Origin of the sequence: Mucilaginibacter conchicola, from assembly GCF_003432115.1 — a bacterium.
Lineage (GTDB): Bacteria > Bacteroidota > Bacteroidia > Sphingobacteriales > Sphingobacteriaceae > Mucilaginibacter > Mucilaginibacter conchicola.
The window spans coordinates 835,608-849,209 of the sequence record NZ_QWDC01000003.1; the positions used below are offsets into that span (position 1 = coordinate 835,608).

General features: G+C 48.6%; 11 protein-coding genes. 8 read left to right on the top strand and 3 right to left on the bottom strand.

What is annotated here, in order from left to right; genetic code table 11:
- Window positions 1-197 precede the first annotated feature (197 nt).
- The gene (locus tag D0C36_RS24895; RefSeq protein ID WP_262512211.1) at window positions 198-326 is read right to left on the bottom strand and encodes a hypothetical protein; all 129 of its coding nucleotides are present in this window, start codon (window positions 324-326) and stop codon (window positions 198-200) included.
- A gap of 135 nt (window positions 327-461) precedes the next feature.
- On the opposite strand from D0C36_RS24895, the gene D0C36_RS20515 reads away from it, so the two are divergent.
- Both D0C36_RS20515 and D0C36_RS20520 read left to right on the top strand, forming a co-directional pair.
- Window positions 462-2,195, top strand: coding sequence for an FAD/NAD(P)-binding protein (locus tag D0C36_RS20515; protein ID WP_117393558.1), 1,734 nt, complete (start codon window positions 462-464; stop codon window positions 2,193-2,195).
- Between the two features lie 41 nt (window positions 2,196-2,236).
- Window positions 2,237-2,806, top strand: coding sequence for a chemotaxis protein CheB (locus D0C36_RS20520; RefSeq protein WP_117393559.1), 570 nt, complete (start codon window positions 2,237-2,239; stop codon window positions 2,804-2,806).
- A gap of 157 nt (window positions 2,807-2,963) precedes the next feature.
- On the opposite strand, the gene D0C36_RS20525 is transcribed toward D0C36_RS20520, so the two are convergent.
- The gene (locus D0C36_RS20525; RefSeq protein ID WP_117393560.1) at window positions 2,964-3,170 is read right to left on the bottom strand and encodes a hypothetical protein; all 207 of its coding nucleotides are present in this window, start codon (window positions 3,168-3,170) and stop codon (window positions 2,964-2,966) included.
- 326 nt (window positions 3,171-3,496) lie between these two features.
- On the opposite strand from D0C36_RS20525, the gene D0C36_RS20530 reads away from it, so the two are divergent.
- From D0C36_RS20530 to D0C36_RS24835, 3 genes are all read left to right on the top strand, one after another.
- Window positions 3,497-7,060: an ABC transporter permease gene (locus D0C36_RS20530; protein ID WP_117393561.1), complete on the top strand. Its 3,564-nt coding sequence runs from the start codon at window positions 3,497-3,499 to the stop codon at window positions 7,058-7,060.
- A 237-nt stretch (window positions 7,061-7,297) separates the two neighbouring features.
- Window positions 7,298-7,432 carry a hypothetical protein gene (locus tag D0C36_RS25020; RefSeq protein ID WP_394339853.1) on the top strand — a complete coding sequence of 45 codons (135 nt, stop codon included), beginning with the start codon at window positions 7,298-7,300 and terminating at the stop codon, window positions 7,430-7,432.
- A gap of 38 nt (window positions 7,433-7,470) precedes the next feature.
- Window positions 7,471-7,560, top strand: a complete 90-nt coding sequence (locus D0C36_RS24835) for a PhnA domain-containing protein (RefSeq protein WP_233524536.1) — start codon at window positions 7,471-7,473, stop codon at window positions 7,558-7,560.
- A 23-nt stretch (window positions 7,561-7,583) separates the two neighbouring features.
- Here D0C36_RS24835 and D0C36_RS20540 read toward each other — a convergent pair whose 3' ends face one another.
- The gene (locus D0C36_RS20540) at window positions 7,584-8,018 is read right to left on the bottom strand and encodes a DUF5655 domain-containing protein (protein WP_117393562.1); all 435 of its coding nucleotides are present in this window, start codon (window positions 8,016-8,018) and stop codon (window positions 7,584-7,586) included.
- 1,313 nt (window positions 8,019-9,331) lie between these two features.
- On the opposite strand from D0C36_RS20540, the gene D0C36_RS20545 reads away from it, so the two are divergent.
- The 3 genes from D0C36_RS20545 to ligD (D0C36_RS20565) all read left to right on the top strand — a co-directional run bounded on the left by D0C36_RS20545 (window position 9,332) and on the right by ligD (D0C36_RS20565) (window position 13,602).
- Window positions 9,332-9,757 carry a BLUF domain-containing protein gene (locus tag D0C36_RS20545; protein ID WP_117393563.1) on the top strand — a complete coding sequence of 142 codons (426 nt, stop codon included), beginning with the start codon at window positions 9,332-9,334 and terminating at the stop codon, window positions 9,755-9,757.
- Window positions 9,758-10,741: 984 nt separating this feature from the next.
- Window positions 10,742-12,649: a non-homologous end-joining DNA ligase gene (gene ligD, locus D0C36_RS24925; protein ID WP_117393565.1), complete on the top strand. Its 1,908-nt coding sequence runs from the start codon at window positions 10,742-10,744 to the stop codon at window positions 12,647-12,649.
- Complete coding sequence (gene ligD, locus D0C36_RS20565; protein ID WP_117393566.1) at window positions 12,646-13,602, top strand: non-homologous end-joining DNA ligase; 957 nt, start codon at window positions 12,646-12,648, stop codon at window positions 13,600-13,602. Before ligD (D0C36_RS24925) ends, ligD (D0C36_RS20565) begins: the two co-directional genes overlap by 4 nt.

Consider the following 13,602-nt stretch of genomic DNA (forward strand, 5'->3'; position numbering starts at 1 on the left):
CACAAATGTCTGTTTTATTAAGCATCACTGTTGCATTTAAAGAGCAGGGCGAAGAATTAGCGCGGTCAGGCTTGCACCAGGCCCGGGTTATCAGTCCCGCGCGCTCAGTTTTATGGAATCTGATGCATAGCAGATACCCTTAAATAAAAAAGGTGCGGCCTTTTCTGACCGCACCTTTATCACAAACAACAATGATCTTATTTGCTGTTTTTCTTGCTGCCGCTGCTCAGTTCTTTCGCTGCGGCGCTTTTCTCTGATTTGGAATTTTTCGGGTCACGCATCTCTTTTGACGCTTCTGACTTGGTGCTTTTTTTTGTAGTAGGCATGATGTTAAATTTAAATTTGTAAATAAATTATTATCAGTATAATTCTATAATTTTCTTATTTCACAAATCGTACCAACACAATGAACCTGTTTACTTGTTAGACTGGGGTTGTTCTTTCAAGCAACTCACTGACCATTGAAAACAAATCCAAATACCTTAAGAATAGCGGTACTCGGCGGCGGGCCCAGCGCATTATTTATTTATAAAAGGCTTATCGAATCGGGCAAAAACACGATCGAAATCGACATCTATGAAAAAGCGGACCGCCTTGGTGCAGGCATGCCCTACAGCAGGGCAGGGGCAAACGATGAACATATCACGAACGTATCGGGAAACGAAATACCGGATATTGTAACGCCCGTAGCTGAATGGATAGGTTCCGTCCCCAAAGACACGCTCGATAAGTTTGGTATCGATCCCGCAGGATTTAACGAATACAAGACCCTCCCGCGTTTGCTTTTCGGACAATACCTGGCCGGTCAGTTCAAATTGCTACAAAACAAGGCCAAAGAATCGGGTATCGCGACTACCGTCCACTATCATACTACCGTAACTGACGTGGCGGACAACCCGGCAGACGGAAAAGTGAACATTACCCTAAACGGCGGGCGGAAGGCAGAATACGACCGGGTCATCATCTGCACCGGGCATCTTTGGCCCAAAACGCAGGAAGGTAAGATCCCGGGGTACTTCGATTCGCCTTACCCGCCGTCAAAGCTCGCATTTAAAGCAAACCATGCCATCGCGGTCCGCGGCTCGTCCCTGACGGCGATCGATGCCATCCGGACCCTGGGCAGGTACAACGGTACATTCGGTAAAGACCAGCGCGGTCAATATACCTACCAGGCAGATGCTGCAACCCCGGGGTTCCGCATCGTGATGCATTCGCGCAACGGCCTGTTGCCGGCCCTGCGTTTTCACCTCGAAGATTCCCACCTCGGCAAAAATACCATCATGAGCCCGGAAGAAATTGCAGAGGTGCGGGCGCACAACGAAGGCTTCCTTCCGCTGGATCACGTATTCGACCGGAATTTTAAGGCCGGTATCCGGAAAAACGATCCCGGGTATTATGAAGAGATCAAGGATCTTTCTATCGAAGGCTTCGTTGCCAAGGTCATGGCGCTCCGCGAAAGGGTGGACGCCTTCCAGCTGCTGGCAGCCGAATATACCGAAGCGGAAAAGTCTATCAAACGCAGGCAATCCATTTACTGGAAAGAAATGCTCGGCGTGCTCAGCTTTGCGATGAACTATCCCGCCAAATACTTTTCCGCGGAAGATATGCTTCGCCTCAAGCGCGAGCTTATGCCGCTGATCTCCGTTGTGATCGCCTATCTACCGCAAAGCTCGGCGGCAGAAATGCTGGCCATGCACCGGGCCGGGCACCTGGATATCGTTCCGGTAGGGGATGACAGCGAAGTGGAACCCCTTGAGACCGGCGGCATTGTTTACCATTATAAAGACGAACGGGGAGAAAGTCGACATGACAGCTATCAAACTTTTGTGGATTGCATCGGTCAGCCGCACCTTTCCTACGAAGAGTTGCCCTTCAGAGGGCTGGTAGAAGACAAAACGGTCAGCCGCGCCCGGATCTATTTCCGCGACCCGCAAAAGGGAGCAGAGGAGCTAAAAAATAATAAACAGGCCGGCCAGGACCGCGACGGACGGTATTTCCTGACGGTGCCGGGCATTACCATCAATGACAGCTTCCAGGCTGTCGATGAGTATAATGCCCTCAACGAACGCATTTACATCATGGCCGTCCCATTTATCGGTGGCTACAACCCAGATTATTCCGGTCTTGACTTCGGGGAAGCCGCGTCGGCAGCGATCGTTAAAGCACTCCTGGAGGGAGCACCGTTGAATCCATAAAAGCTGAGGCCACGCGCAGCTTTTACCAGACCAGTAAAACTATGAATCATTACGACTTTTACGTCATCGGAATCGGGTCCTCAGCCGGCGGTTTCGGCCCTTTAAAGACCATCATCGAAGGACTTCCAGCCGACATTAATGCAGCCCTTATCATTGTGCAGCACATCCCAGCAGATCATGCCAGTAAAATGGACCGGATCCTGCAAAGACTGACGCCGCTGGAAGTGATCCCCGTCGAAACGATAGAGTACGTAGAGCCCGAGAAGATCTATGTCATGGCGGCCGGCAAACAAATGAAGCTCCAGGACCGCTTTTTATCCGTTGAAGGCCGCCCGGTTGAAGATAAGATCAACCGGACGATCGATCACTGTTTTGAAAGTATTGCCGGGTCAGCGGGCAATAAATCTATCGGCATCATATTATCCGGCGCAGGCTATGACGGATTGGAAGGCGCAAAAGCCATCGAAGATAAAGAAGGATTGGTGATCGTCCAGGACCCCGTCACCGCTGATTTTCCGCTGATGCCGCAGAACCTGATCGCCAACGATCACCCCGACCATATTTTAGGGCCGGAGCAGATCATCCTTAAAATCAACAATAAAGTTCTTTAGCCAACCCGCCCCGTAAGTGATAAGAAGCCTTCATTGCAAGGCTAGCAAGCCCCTGCATGCCGTCGTTTTGGAAATTGAACGCAACAATGCGAAGCCCGCGATGTCTGCCGGAGCATGATGAGAACGGAAAACGAGAAAAATACAGCAGACTGTCTGATTACGCCTTCATCTCTGCCATGATTGTGCTTAGCAAAGCCGCGGCACTGTCCTCATGGCCGGCAACAAGTTTCGAATGCAGCCGGTGATAGACGGTCAGTCCGATGTTTCGTTTAAAGCGCTCAGTGGAGCTCACGAGCAAAGCGGTATTATCCGCAATGTCGCGCCTGAGCCGCATTGAACGACCGAGGGTTTGTTCAAAGTTCATGCCTTAGGGGTTTGTAGCAAAGGTACGTAACGGATATAGAAATTCGCGATCATTTTCGGGTAATATTATTTCACACAACAAAATCCGAAGATGTTGCCTCGTTGTGCTGACCAGTCCAGCCCGTCCTGGCATACATCATCCCAAGATGAAGGACACCGTACTGTCCGTCTATGATGAAAGATCAATATTTCAAAAGATAAGTCTGCTGCTGAAACCGTACAGGATACCGTCCGTTTTCATTACAGCTAAAAATTTCGTAAAATAGATAAACTATTAATAAACAATACGTTAGATATTTGGAATAAGGGTTGTGTACGATCCCAGGATTGGATAACTATATATTTCATATCAGCCTTTACCATCTCGCTCTGCTGGCGGTCATCTTCACTGGTATCGCGACAACGGCTTTACTATGGTATGCCGCAAAATCCCGCGGACCGCAGAACCGGATACTGGCGCTGGCAATGTTCAGCACTGTCTTATCCGCCGCAGCCTTATTCGCCGCCCTGCAAAACCTTTACAACTGCCCGCTTTCGCCGCTGCCCGGCCTTGGGCCCTTGCTGTTTTTTTATGTGCGTAAAATCACCAAACCAAACAGCAAATTAAGACTCAAACACCTTTTGCATTTCGTTCCTTTGATACTGATCGGCATTGTGCCCGGCCCCATCGGGTTGGCCCCGGTTTCCATATTGCTTTACCTATATGCCATTCACCAACAAATTACAACCCATTACGACCGTATAGCGTTCAATAGCGGCGACCGGCACCGAAAAGAATGGCGATGGCTGCAATGGCCTTTACTTGCTTTAGGGGTGTTAAGCATTTTAAGCCTGCTGTTTGAAACGGCCGGTTATATTTCCGGCAATAGTGAGCTAAACCGCAAGGCCAGTTATCTTTTCGTACCCGTTTCAGGCATACTGATGATCTGGCTTTCCTGCAGGGCTTTCTTCAGGACCTATGATCCCCCGCAGGCCGCAATTGCTTACTTAAAACCGCGACCGCAAGACGGCATAAGGGAAAAAGGTATCTGGTTGAAAAGAAGCATCAAACTCAACCGTTACTATCTGGATCCGGAAATCAGTTTACAGGCGCTTGCCGCAAAGCTGGAGATGCACCCCAACGAGCTCTCCAGGATCATTAATACTGTACTCAAAAAAAGTTTTAACGACCTGATCAACGAATACCGGGTGGCGGAAGTATGCCGCAAAATACAGGATCCGGCCTTTGACCGTTTAACCCTGCTCGGTGTGGCTCTTGAATCAGGCTTCAATGCCAAGACCACCTTTAACCGCGTTTTTAAAGAAATGACCGGCAAAAGCCCCGCAGCGTACAAAAAAGAACAGGAAAAAGAGCGACCGAATTATAACATGGGACGCCCGGCAGCATTTCCGGGACTACTTTCGTATCAAAATACCGCTCGACACCAGGCGGTTACGAAACAAAACCGATACCTCATGTTAAAAAATCATTTCAAGATCGCCTGGCGCAATCTGCTCCGCAACAGAAGCTATACCAGCATCAATATTGCCGGCCTGGCCATCGGCATCGCGGCCTGTATGCTGATCTTCCTGGTGGTTCAGTATGAAACCAGCTTTGATAATTATCATACTGATAAAGACAGAATTTACCGGATCGTCCGGGTGACCAGCGGGCCTGACGGCGTACATACCGGAGTAGGGACGCCTTTGCCATTTACGCAAGGATTAAAGACGGATTTCCCCCAGCTTAAACAGGTATCCGATATCATGCAAAGCGACGGTTCGTTCTATATTTACGATGAAACCAAAACAGGGCAGGGTGCTGCTGTAAAGAAGTTTAAAGAAACACTGGCTTATTACACCGATCCTGAGTTCTTCCACATATTCAAATTCAACTGGCTGGCCGGTAACAAGAAAACTGCGTTGACCGCACCTAATACCATCGTTCTTTCCAAAAACGAGGCAGACAAATTCTTTGGCGACTGGCACAAAGCAATGGGCAGAACCATCCGGGTGGAGAACAACACCAATATGCAGGTGACCGGGATCTTCGAAGATCCGCCTGTTAACACCGATATTCCCATCAAGCTGGCCATGTCCTGGACAACACTCGTAGGCGAACGGGGAGCGCTGAAGAACAATATTTCCGATTGGGTGAGCACCTTCGGCGCTAAGCACTGCTATATCGTACTGCCGGAAGGTTTGAGTGAAAGCCGGCTGAACAAGGAACTCGCAGCTTTTACCAAAAGACATACCCCGCCGCCATACGAAAAAAGGGGAACTTACCGCCTGCAGGCCCTAAAAGATATTCATTATGATCCCGAAACCAGCGTATACAGCGGACATACCTTCAGCAGGCAACTGATAGCCGTGATCAGTCTGATCGGCCTGTTCCTGCTCGTTATCGCCTGTGTGAACTTTATCAACCTGGCTACTGCGCAGGCCGTGAACCGTTCCAAAGAGGTAGGCGTCCGCAAGGTGTTGGGCAGTAACCGCCGGCAGCTGGTATTTCAGTTCATCAGCGAAACTTTTATGATCACGTTATTCGCCATACTATCCGCTTGTATGACCTGCGTAATCACGCTGCCCATGCTGAATGGCCTGTTGGAAATACGTTTGAGCGCTTTACTACTCATCAGCCCGGAAGTGAGCCTGTTCTTAATTGCTATAACATGCGGCGTGACGCTGCTGGCCGGACTGTACCCGGCGCTCGTACTGTCAGGGTTTAACCCGACAACTGCTTTACGCAATAAGGTGAATGCCGGCAAAGCAAGCGGTATCTCGTTACGCAGGGTGCTGGTTGTCACCCAGTTCTGTATCGCGCAGTTCCTGGTGATCGGTACGCTGATCCTCATTTACCAGATGAACTATTTCAAAAACAAATCACTCGGTTTTGATAAAGAAGCCGTGATCAATGTGCCGTATCCCGGCGACAGTACAGGGAAAGCCAAAGTGAATACGTTGGTAAACGAACTGAATATACAGCCAGGAGTAAACGCCGTTAGTCTAAGTACTTTTGGACCCTCTGATGACGGAGACTGGTACAGTGACTTCAAGTTTGATCATTCACCAAACCCCACCGACTTTGCCTCCTGCCTTAAATGGGCGGATCCGGAGTTTTTTAAACTTTACCGCATGGAGTTCGTAGCCGGTGGTGCTTACCCCAATACGGATACGGTGACTGGTTATGTGATCAACGAAACGCTGATGCATAAACTTGGTATCACCGATCCCAAACAGGCGCTTGGAAAGAATATTATCCTTTGGAACAGAAAGAATATGAGTGCGCCGGTGGTAGGTGTAGTAAAAGATTTTAACGCCGGTTCACTGCGCAATGCGATCCCACCGGTGCTGATGGGCGCCTGGAAAGACCAGTATTCCAAACTCAATATTAAGATAGGACCGCATAATGTCAAGCAAACGCTTTCCGGCATCGAACGCCTTTGGAACAAAACCTATCCCGAAGGTATTTACGAATATCGTTTCCTTGACCAGACCATCGCCGGTTTTTACAAGAAAGAACAACAACTTTCCACACTTTATAAGATCTTCGCCGGGATAGCCATTTTTATCTCCTGCCTCGGCCTTTATGGACTCGTGTCCTTTATGGCCGCGCAGCGTACCAAAGAGGTTGGCATCCGCAAAACCTTAGGTGCTTCGGCGGCTCATATTGTCTACCTGTTCTCAAAAGAATTCACGCTGTTGATCCTTGTCGCTTTTATCATTTCCGCCCCCTTGGGTTATTTCCTGATGAATAAATGGCTCGAGGATTACGTTTACCGAATCACCATCGGTCCCGGCATATTCCTATGGGCGATCCTGGCCTCGGTTGCCATCGCATGGGCCAGCGTAGGTCTGAAAGCCGTCAGAGCAGCGATGGCCAACCCGGTGAAAAGTTTGCGGAGCGAATAACACCCGTCCCAATGATAAATCAGAAACTCCTACCTGGCCTGAAAGGGGGCAGGTAGGAGTCAACCCCATAAACCTACGTTGAGAATAAATTTGCCGGACACCCGGCATTCACCGTTTTAAAAAAGCGTACCTTCCTGACTTTAATTGTGGGGGGCTTATCCGTCAAATATGATCTTCGTCACAAACACGTTCCCCCTGCGAAGCGATCCGTATATTCGAGCCTAAAAACAAATGATCATGACCGAAATCCCGCCTTGCCCGCGTTGTCAGTCCCCCTACGCATACCAACAAAATGACCTGCTGGTCTGCGCGGAAGCGCGCACGAATGGAAACCCGAAGGAACTGAACTCCCGGTTGATGCCTTCATTGTAAAAGACAGCAACGGTAACCTTCTTCAAAACGGAGACAGCGTGGTAACAATCAAAAACCTGCCTGTAAAAGGAAGCCACAAGGATATCAAAGCCGGCACCAAGATCAAAAACCTCCGCCTCGTGGAATAACGCTCCGGCCTGGTCTACGCATATTAATTGCCCGGATGAGCAGGCATGTTCTTCCGCCGCATCAGCTCATACGATTCCCGGATAAAAATAAAAAGGGCCGGTCTGATATCTTCAACTGAGGAGATGCGGATATGATTTTCAAATTTGTTACCGGCCTTGACACTTTTCATCACCGGCGGTTCCGGATGAAGAACCGCTGAGTAAAATTTAATATCCAAAACCTTTTTCATCGGGCGTAAGATCAGAAAGCCTACCCTGCGAGTGAATACGATACAATTCGGGGTTACGCCTACCAAAACTCTATCCCAGCCCGACACTTCTGCCAGGATCTTGTCAAAAGCCAGCACAAGTTCCGGAGAGCGCCCCTCAAACAAACTGTCAAGGCTCACCCGTGCGCAATAATGCCGGTAATCTTTCCAGGGCAGTTCACGGTCACAATTCGGGCAGGTCCAGCTCATAAAAAATGATCAAAAAGCAATGAATAACTATCTAAGAAATGCCGGGAAGGGCATAATGTTTTGAACAGGGTAAAGCCGGGTTCAGAATAAACGGCAATTACCTGCAGGCAATCCCCCGATAGCGTCGGCCTGTTTCAAATCAAATACAATCTTTAACTATATTTTGCGTAAGTGATCCTGCTTAAAACATTATTTTTAGCGCCTGTTATGAGCGATCAATTGCGTTTATCAGATCAATACCCCATGACCCAAATAACAGAAACAAAGAGGGTAAAGCCTACATGGCACAGATTTTCAATCCTATTAAGGAAATCTGATTATCGAAATCCTTGATTCAAACGTATATCAGTGAGCAGCTCGGCATCTCCAAAACGCCTATTCAAAGATCGAACTGCATCAAATCAGACTGAAGGTATCGCCCCTGATCATTTGTGCGAAGTGCCTGGGATTCCCGTTGAGAGCCTGGTGAAGGTAGCCTGAAGTTAAGGGAAGCGTAACCGGACTTGAACAACACTTTTCAGTTTTCTTTCGAAATTTGTTTTGCTGATCCGCGCATTAAAATTAAGACTAAAATGAATAACAGTATCATGTGTAAGGATAACGTCACCTGGGAAAGGTCCATGATATATTTGAACAGGGTTCTATACAAGATCAAAAAATCAGAGAAGAGAAAGGTTTTTCTAAGGCGTTTCTGGCGAAGGCTCCGGGTTTAAATGAGAAGAACTATGCTCAGTTGGAGTCTGGCGAAAAGCGCTTGACGCCGTTTTCATATTTGCGCGTTGCTAGACGTTGAACTCTGGGGGGGGAATAAGCAAATTTTTCTGCCTTAGATGTTTAAAGCTCGGAAGAAAGCGTGAGGAGAATCCGAACAAAGGCATCGTGCTGAAACGGATGCTTAATTGGCCGGTAATAGGGCAGCCTTTCCGGTGACAAGGGTCCCACTCAGCAACGTCAAACACAAAATCCATTTTTCCCACTGAAATGGGGAGGCCCTACTACCGGGTTTAACAACGAGGGGAGCCACGAAGACGGGGCAGTGACAAGGGCCTTCTGCATCAATCAGGTATTCGTTATAAAAGTAAAGCGCTGTCAAAATCCACCTTGACAAGGCTTTAGATTTCCGTTTTGCGGAAATTTCAAGCAATATATAAGATAAAGTTTATGCCAACAGGAATTGGTTTTCAATTTCTGGTTTCCCGGTTGTACTGAAAATGTTCGCGATGAAATGCCGATGGCCCGATATAAATGAGCTGAATCTTAAGCAACCTTTTTTTGGTCGCTGAAATATTGTTAACATTGTCGAATTATCCGATATGGTGAAAACAATCGTCTACCGCAGCAGAGCTGTTTATCCGATGCACGAGAATCAGCTGCTGGATATCCTTCATAGTTCCTGCATCCATAATGCCGCACTCGGCATAACAGGCGTTTTACTTTATGCCGAAGGTAATTTTATACAATGGTTAGAGGGTAGGGCCGCTTTTATCGATACCCTCTATTCCCGTATTTTAGCTGATCAGCGGCACACTGATATCGAGACCCTGATTAATGAAACGATTGAAGAAAGGAGTTTTGCACGGTGGTGTATGGGGTTTTCGCTGACAGACGCTGGTAAGATCGAAAACTTGCCGGGCTATCTTAGTTCGATAGATGAATTGGAACTTGAACTTAAAAGCAATAAGGCGGTGTCGGCCATAAGCGCATTCATTAAAAGTCATAAAATGGACCTTCCGGGATGAGCAATTTTCCGAATCCTGATCAGGGGATCGCACAATCAATACACTGGCAGTGGCTAAAAGAGAGGATATGATGATCAGCCATAAGCCAGCTAAGTAAGCGAACCGGCAGAACAAAAATCAGCGATCAGAAAGAAATTACTGCGATCCCGGACAGTGTTACGGCTTATTATTATGCTCATCCATGCTGCCTAAAGGCACTGGCGCCGAAAATATTGAACCGCCTGTTCGGCATAACCAATCAAAGGCAGCAATTGGCCTGATGTTTCGCAACAGCGGTAAACTTATTAAAGGAACTAACACACCGTTGCCGGTAATCCTGCCAGCGAGATCAACGAGGGTTTATATTTCTATTCATAATGCTTCTCAAGCGACCCTAGCAGATCAGGATGCACACGAGCAGATGTCATCTGTAAGTTCTGTTCAAGACACGGAAACATTGCATAACTGCTAGCGTATCGAATGAATGCTAATTCTGTTGTAGCGCCCCCCAGGCGTTCAATATCATACTATCCCTCATGCCAATAGAAGGAATATAAACGCCTATAGCCGATATAGAAAACCTCTTTGAATAAAATTTGTTAACCCAAAGGAAATATAAAGATAATTATCTATGGGTACAAGAGGGACAAAAGTGAAACAATTTAGTTTCGGATCAACCACATGAGATCAAATACGAAGCGCAAAAAGAAGGCGCCATTTTGCAGGCGGTAAAACACGCAAAAAAATCTGCTGGAAACCAATGCAGCGCCATCGAAAAGAAAATTAAGTAAGCATCCAATTCTAAATGCGAGGTCCCGGTTGCCCGGGCTTTCGTGTCAACAAATTAACTTGCCGGATGAAATGATCGGTCAGCCCTCAGCCGGCTGCGAACTAAAGTTTACTGATGATCAGGGCAAGTTCCGGGGTGACCATTTAGCGGTAACCTGCAGACAGATACTGGCGGTAAATCTTCAAATGTTAGCATAAAAACAAAGGCAAAACGGGATGAAAATAGCGACATATAACATCAACGGCATCAACGGGCGCCTGGAAATCCTGTTGCGCTGGATCAAAGAAGCCAAGCCGGATATAGTCTGTCTGCAGGAACTTAAAGCCGAGAACCGCGCCTTCCCTGAACAACAGCTGAAAACGGCCGGTTATAACGCCATCTGGCAGGGACAGAAAAGCTGGAACGGCGTCGCGATTCTGGCAAAAAGTGAGATCCGGGAGCTGCGGCGCGACCTGCCCGGCGAAGACGAAAAATTCACCCATAGCCGCTATATCGAAGCATTTGTAGATGGCATCGTTATCGGCTGTATCTATCTGCCAAACGGTAATCCCTGGCCCGGTGGCAAATTCGATTATAAACTGCGTTGGTTCCAGAGATTAGCCGATCACGCCAAAGACCTGGTCAATCGCGATCTGCCGGTCATGCTCATTGGTGATTATAATGTCATGCCGACCGAACTCGATACCTACAAACCCGAAAAATACGAAGCCAACGCATTGTTCCGTCCCGAAAGCCGCAAAGCCTATCAAGATCTGATTGCTCAGGGTTGGACGGACGCTATCCGGACATTATTTCCAAACGAACGCATATATACCTTTTGGGACTACCTGCGAGATGCTTACGGACGCAATGCCGGTCTCAGGCTCGATCATTTCCTGCTGAACCCCGTAATCGTTAATCGCCTGAAAACCGGTCAGGTGGATAAACATGTCCGCGGCTGGCAGGGATCCAGCGACCACGCGCCCGTTTGGATCGAACTCTCAGAGCATGACCTGCCACGGAAAAAGCCAAAGACCACTACAAGCATGATTGTAGTCAACAAAGCACAAGTCTCTGAATTGCAAAACTTACTGGCCAAAGCACCCACGTCAGCGCCACCGCTCAAGCTGCAGCCCATGAAAGCCACCCTGGTCCGCGAACCGTTCAATGATGCAGGCTGGCTTTATGAAATCAAATGGGACGGCTACCGCGCCCTGGCCGTGGTCAATCAACAGGAAGCGGAACTCATCTCCCGGAACAATATATCCTTCGATCAGTTTCACCCTATTGCCGAAGCGCTTAAAAAATGGAACGCCAATGCGATCATCGACGGTGAGATCGTCGTGCTTGGCGCGGACGGCAAATCGGATTTCAGCGCCATCCAGAACTGGCAACGCCGCAAAGATGGCCGGCTGGTCTACAACGTTTTTGATATCCTTTGGTATGAGGGCCGCGACCTGCGCCAACTCCCTTTAACCGAACGCAAAGCGATTCTGGATGTGGTATTGCCTACAGATGATACCATTCGCCAGAGCAAAGCTTTTGCCGTCAACGGTATCGATTTTTTTCACGCCGCTGAAAAGGCCGGCATCGAAGGCATCATGGCCAAAAAAGCTGACAGCACTTATACCTCCGGTGACCGTTCCCGCCAATGGCTGAAGGTCAAAGTGGAGCGCCGCCAGGAAGTTGTCATCGGCGCATTCACCCGCAACTCCGGCACCGATAAGTTGTTCAGCGCCCTGGCTATCGGCGTTTATCAAAAAGGCGTCTTGCGCTATATCGGCAAAGTAGGGACTGGCTGGTCCGGAAAAAAGCAAAAAGAAATGATGGCCGAGTTTGAGCCGCTGATCACCGACGTTTGCCCATTCGAGGTTGAACCCGATGTCGATGAGACCTCCCAATACCGCCCGCGCCGCCTGGGTGCCAAACCTTTCTGGCTGAAACCGGAACTTGTTTGCGAAGTCAATATCGCTGATATTACGGGCGACGGCAAAGTCCGCCAGGCCTCTTTCAAAGGCATGCGCCGCGATAAAGATCCAAAAGAGGTGATCCTGGAAGTGCCTGCCGATAGGCAAAGTACCGTGGCGGAAGCCGACGAAAGTGCTGAACGAATAAAAAAAAAACTCCTAAAAAGAAAACCATGACCAAAGCCATTAAACCCGAAGCCAGCTTTTTGGATCCCGCCAAAGACAGCCAGAGCGTCAAGGTCAACGGCTGCCTACTGACCTTCAATCATCTGTCCAAGGTGTACTGGCCCGAAGACCGTATTACCAAAAGGGATATGTTCAATTACTACGACCAGGTCGCTGAATACATGGTGCCGTACCTGAAGGACCGCCCGATGTCGCTTAACCGTTTTCCGAACGGCATCTATGGCCCCAGCTTTTACCAGAAAAATGTCAAGGATAAAGTCCCTGGCTGTATGGCGACCATGCCGCATACCAATGACAAAGGCGAGGAAAAAGAGTATCTCGTCGCTACCAATAAAGCCAGCCTGCTCTGGATGGCCTCGCTTGGTTGTATCGAGATCAACCCCTGGTTCAGCCGGGTTCAATCAGCTGGTAATCCCGATTTCTGCGTGATCGATCTGGATCCGGACAAACAGCATTTTGACCAGGTGGTCAGCGCTGCACAGGAAATCAAAAAGGTACTGGATGCCATCGGCGTAACTGCCTATCCCAAAACATCCGGCTCGACAGGCATGCATATCTATATCCCGTTAGGTGCCAAGTACACTTACGACCAAAGCCAAATGTTCGCCAAGATCATTGTCTCACTAGTCCACAAACAGATCCCGGAGTACACCAGCATGGAGCGGATGGTCAGGAAGCGAGGCGGAAAAATGTACCTTGACTTTCTGCAGAACCGGCCCGACGCCACCATCGCGGGCGTCTACTCGTTACGCCCTAAACCGGGCGCGACCGTTTCCATGCCTCTCAGTTGGGATGAAGTGAAACCCGGCCTGACCATGCGCGATTTTACGATCCACAACGCCATTCAAAGATTAAAAGAAACAGGTGACCTTTTCCGGGGTGTACTCGGTAAAGGGATCGACCTGGAAAAAACTACAGAAAAAGCTCAATCAATATTTCAATAA

Bases quoted from the DNA above. Each gene is read 5' to 3' on its own strand.
- D0C36_RS24895 (WP_262512211.1), bottom strand. From the start codon at position 326: ATGCCTACTACAAAAAAAAGCACCAAGTCAGAAGCGTCAAAAGAGATG.
- D0C36_RS20520 (WP_117393559.1), top strand. From the start codon at position 2,237: ATGAATCATTACGACTTTTACGTCATCGGAATCGGGTCCTCAGCCGGC.
- D0C36_RS20525 (WP_117393560.1), bottom strand. From the start codon at position 3,170: ATGAACTTTGAACAAACCCTCGGTCGTTCAATGCGGCTCAGGCGCGAC.
- D0C36_RS25020 (WP_394339853.1), top strand. From the start codon at position 7,298: ATGACCGAAATCCCGCCTTGCCCGCGTTGTCAGTCCCCCTACGCATAC.
- D0C36_RS20540 (WP_117393562.1), bottom strand. From the start codon at position 8,018: ATGAGCTGGACCTGCCCGAATTGTGACCGTGAACTGCCCTGGAAAGAT.
- D0C36_RS20545 (WP_117393563.1), top strand. From the start codon at position 9,332: ATGGTGAAAACAATCGTCTACCGCAGCAGAGCTGTTTATCCGATGCAC.
- ligD (WP_117393565.1), top strand. From the start codon at position 10,742: ATGAAAATAGCGACATATAACATCAACGGCATCAACGGGCGCCTGGAA.
- ligD (WP_117393566.1), top strand. From the start codon at position 12,646: ATGACCAAAGCCATTAAACCCGAAGCCAGCTTTTTGGATCCCGCCAAA.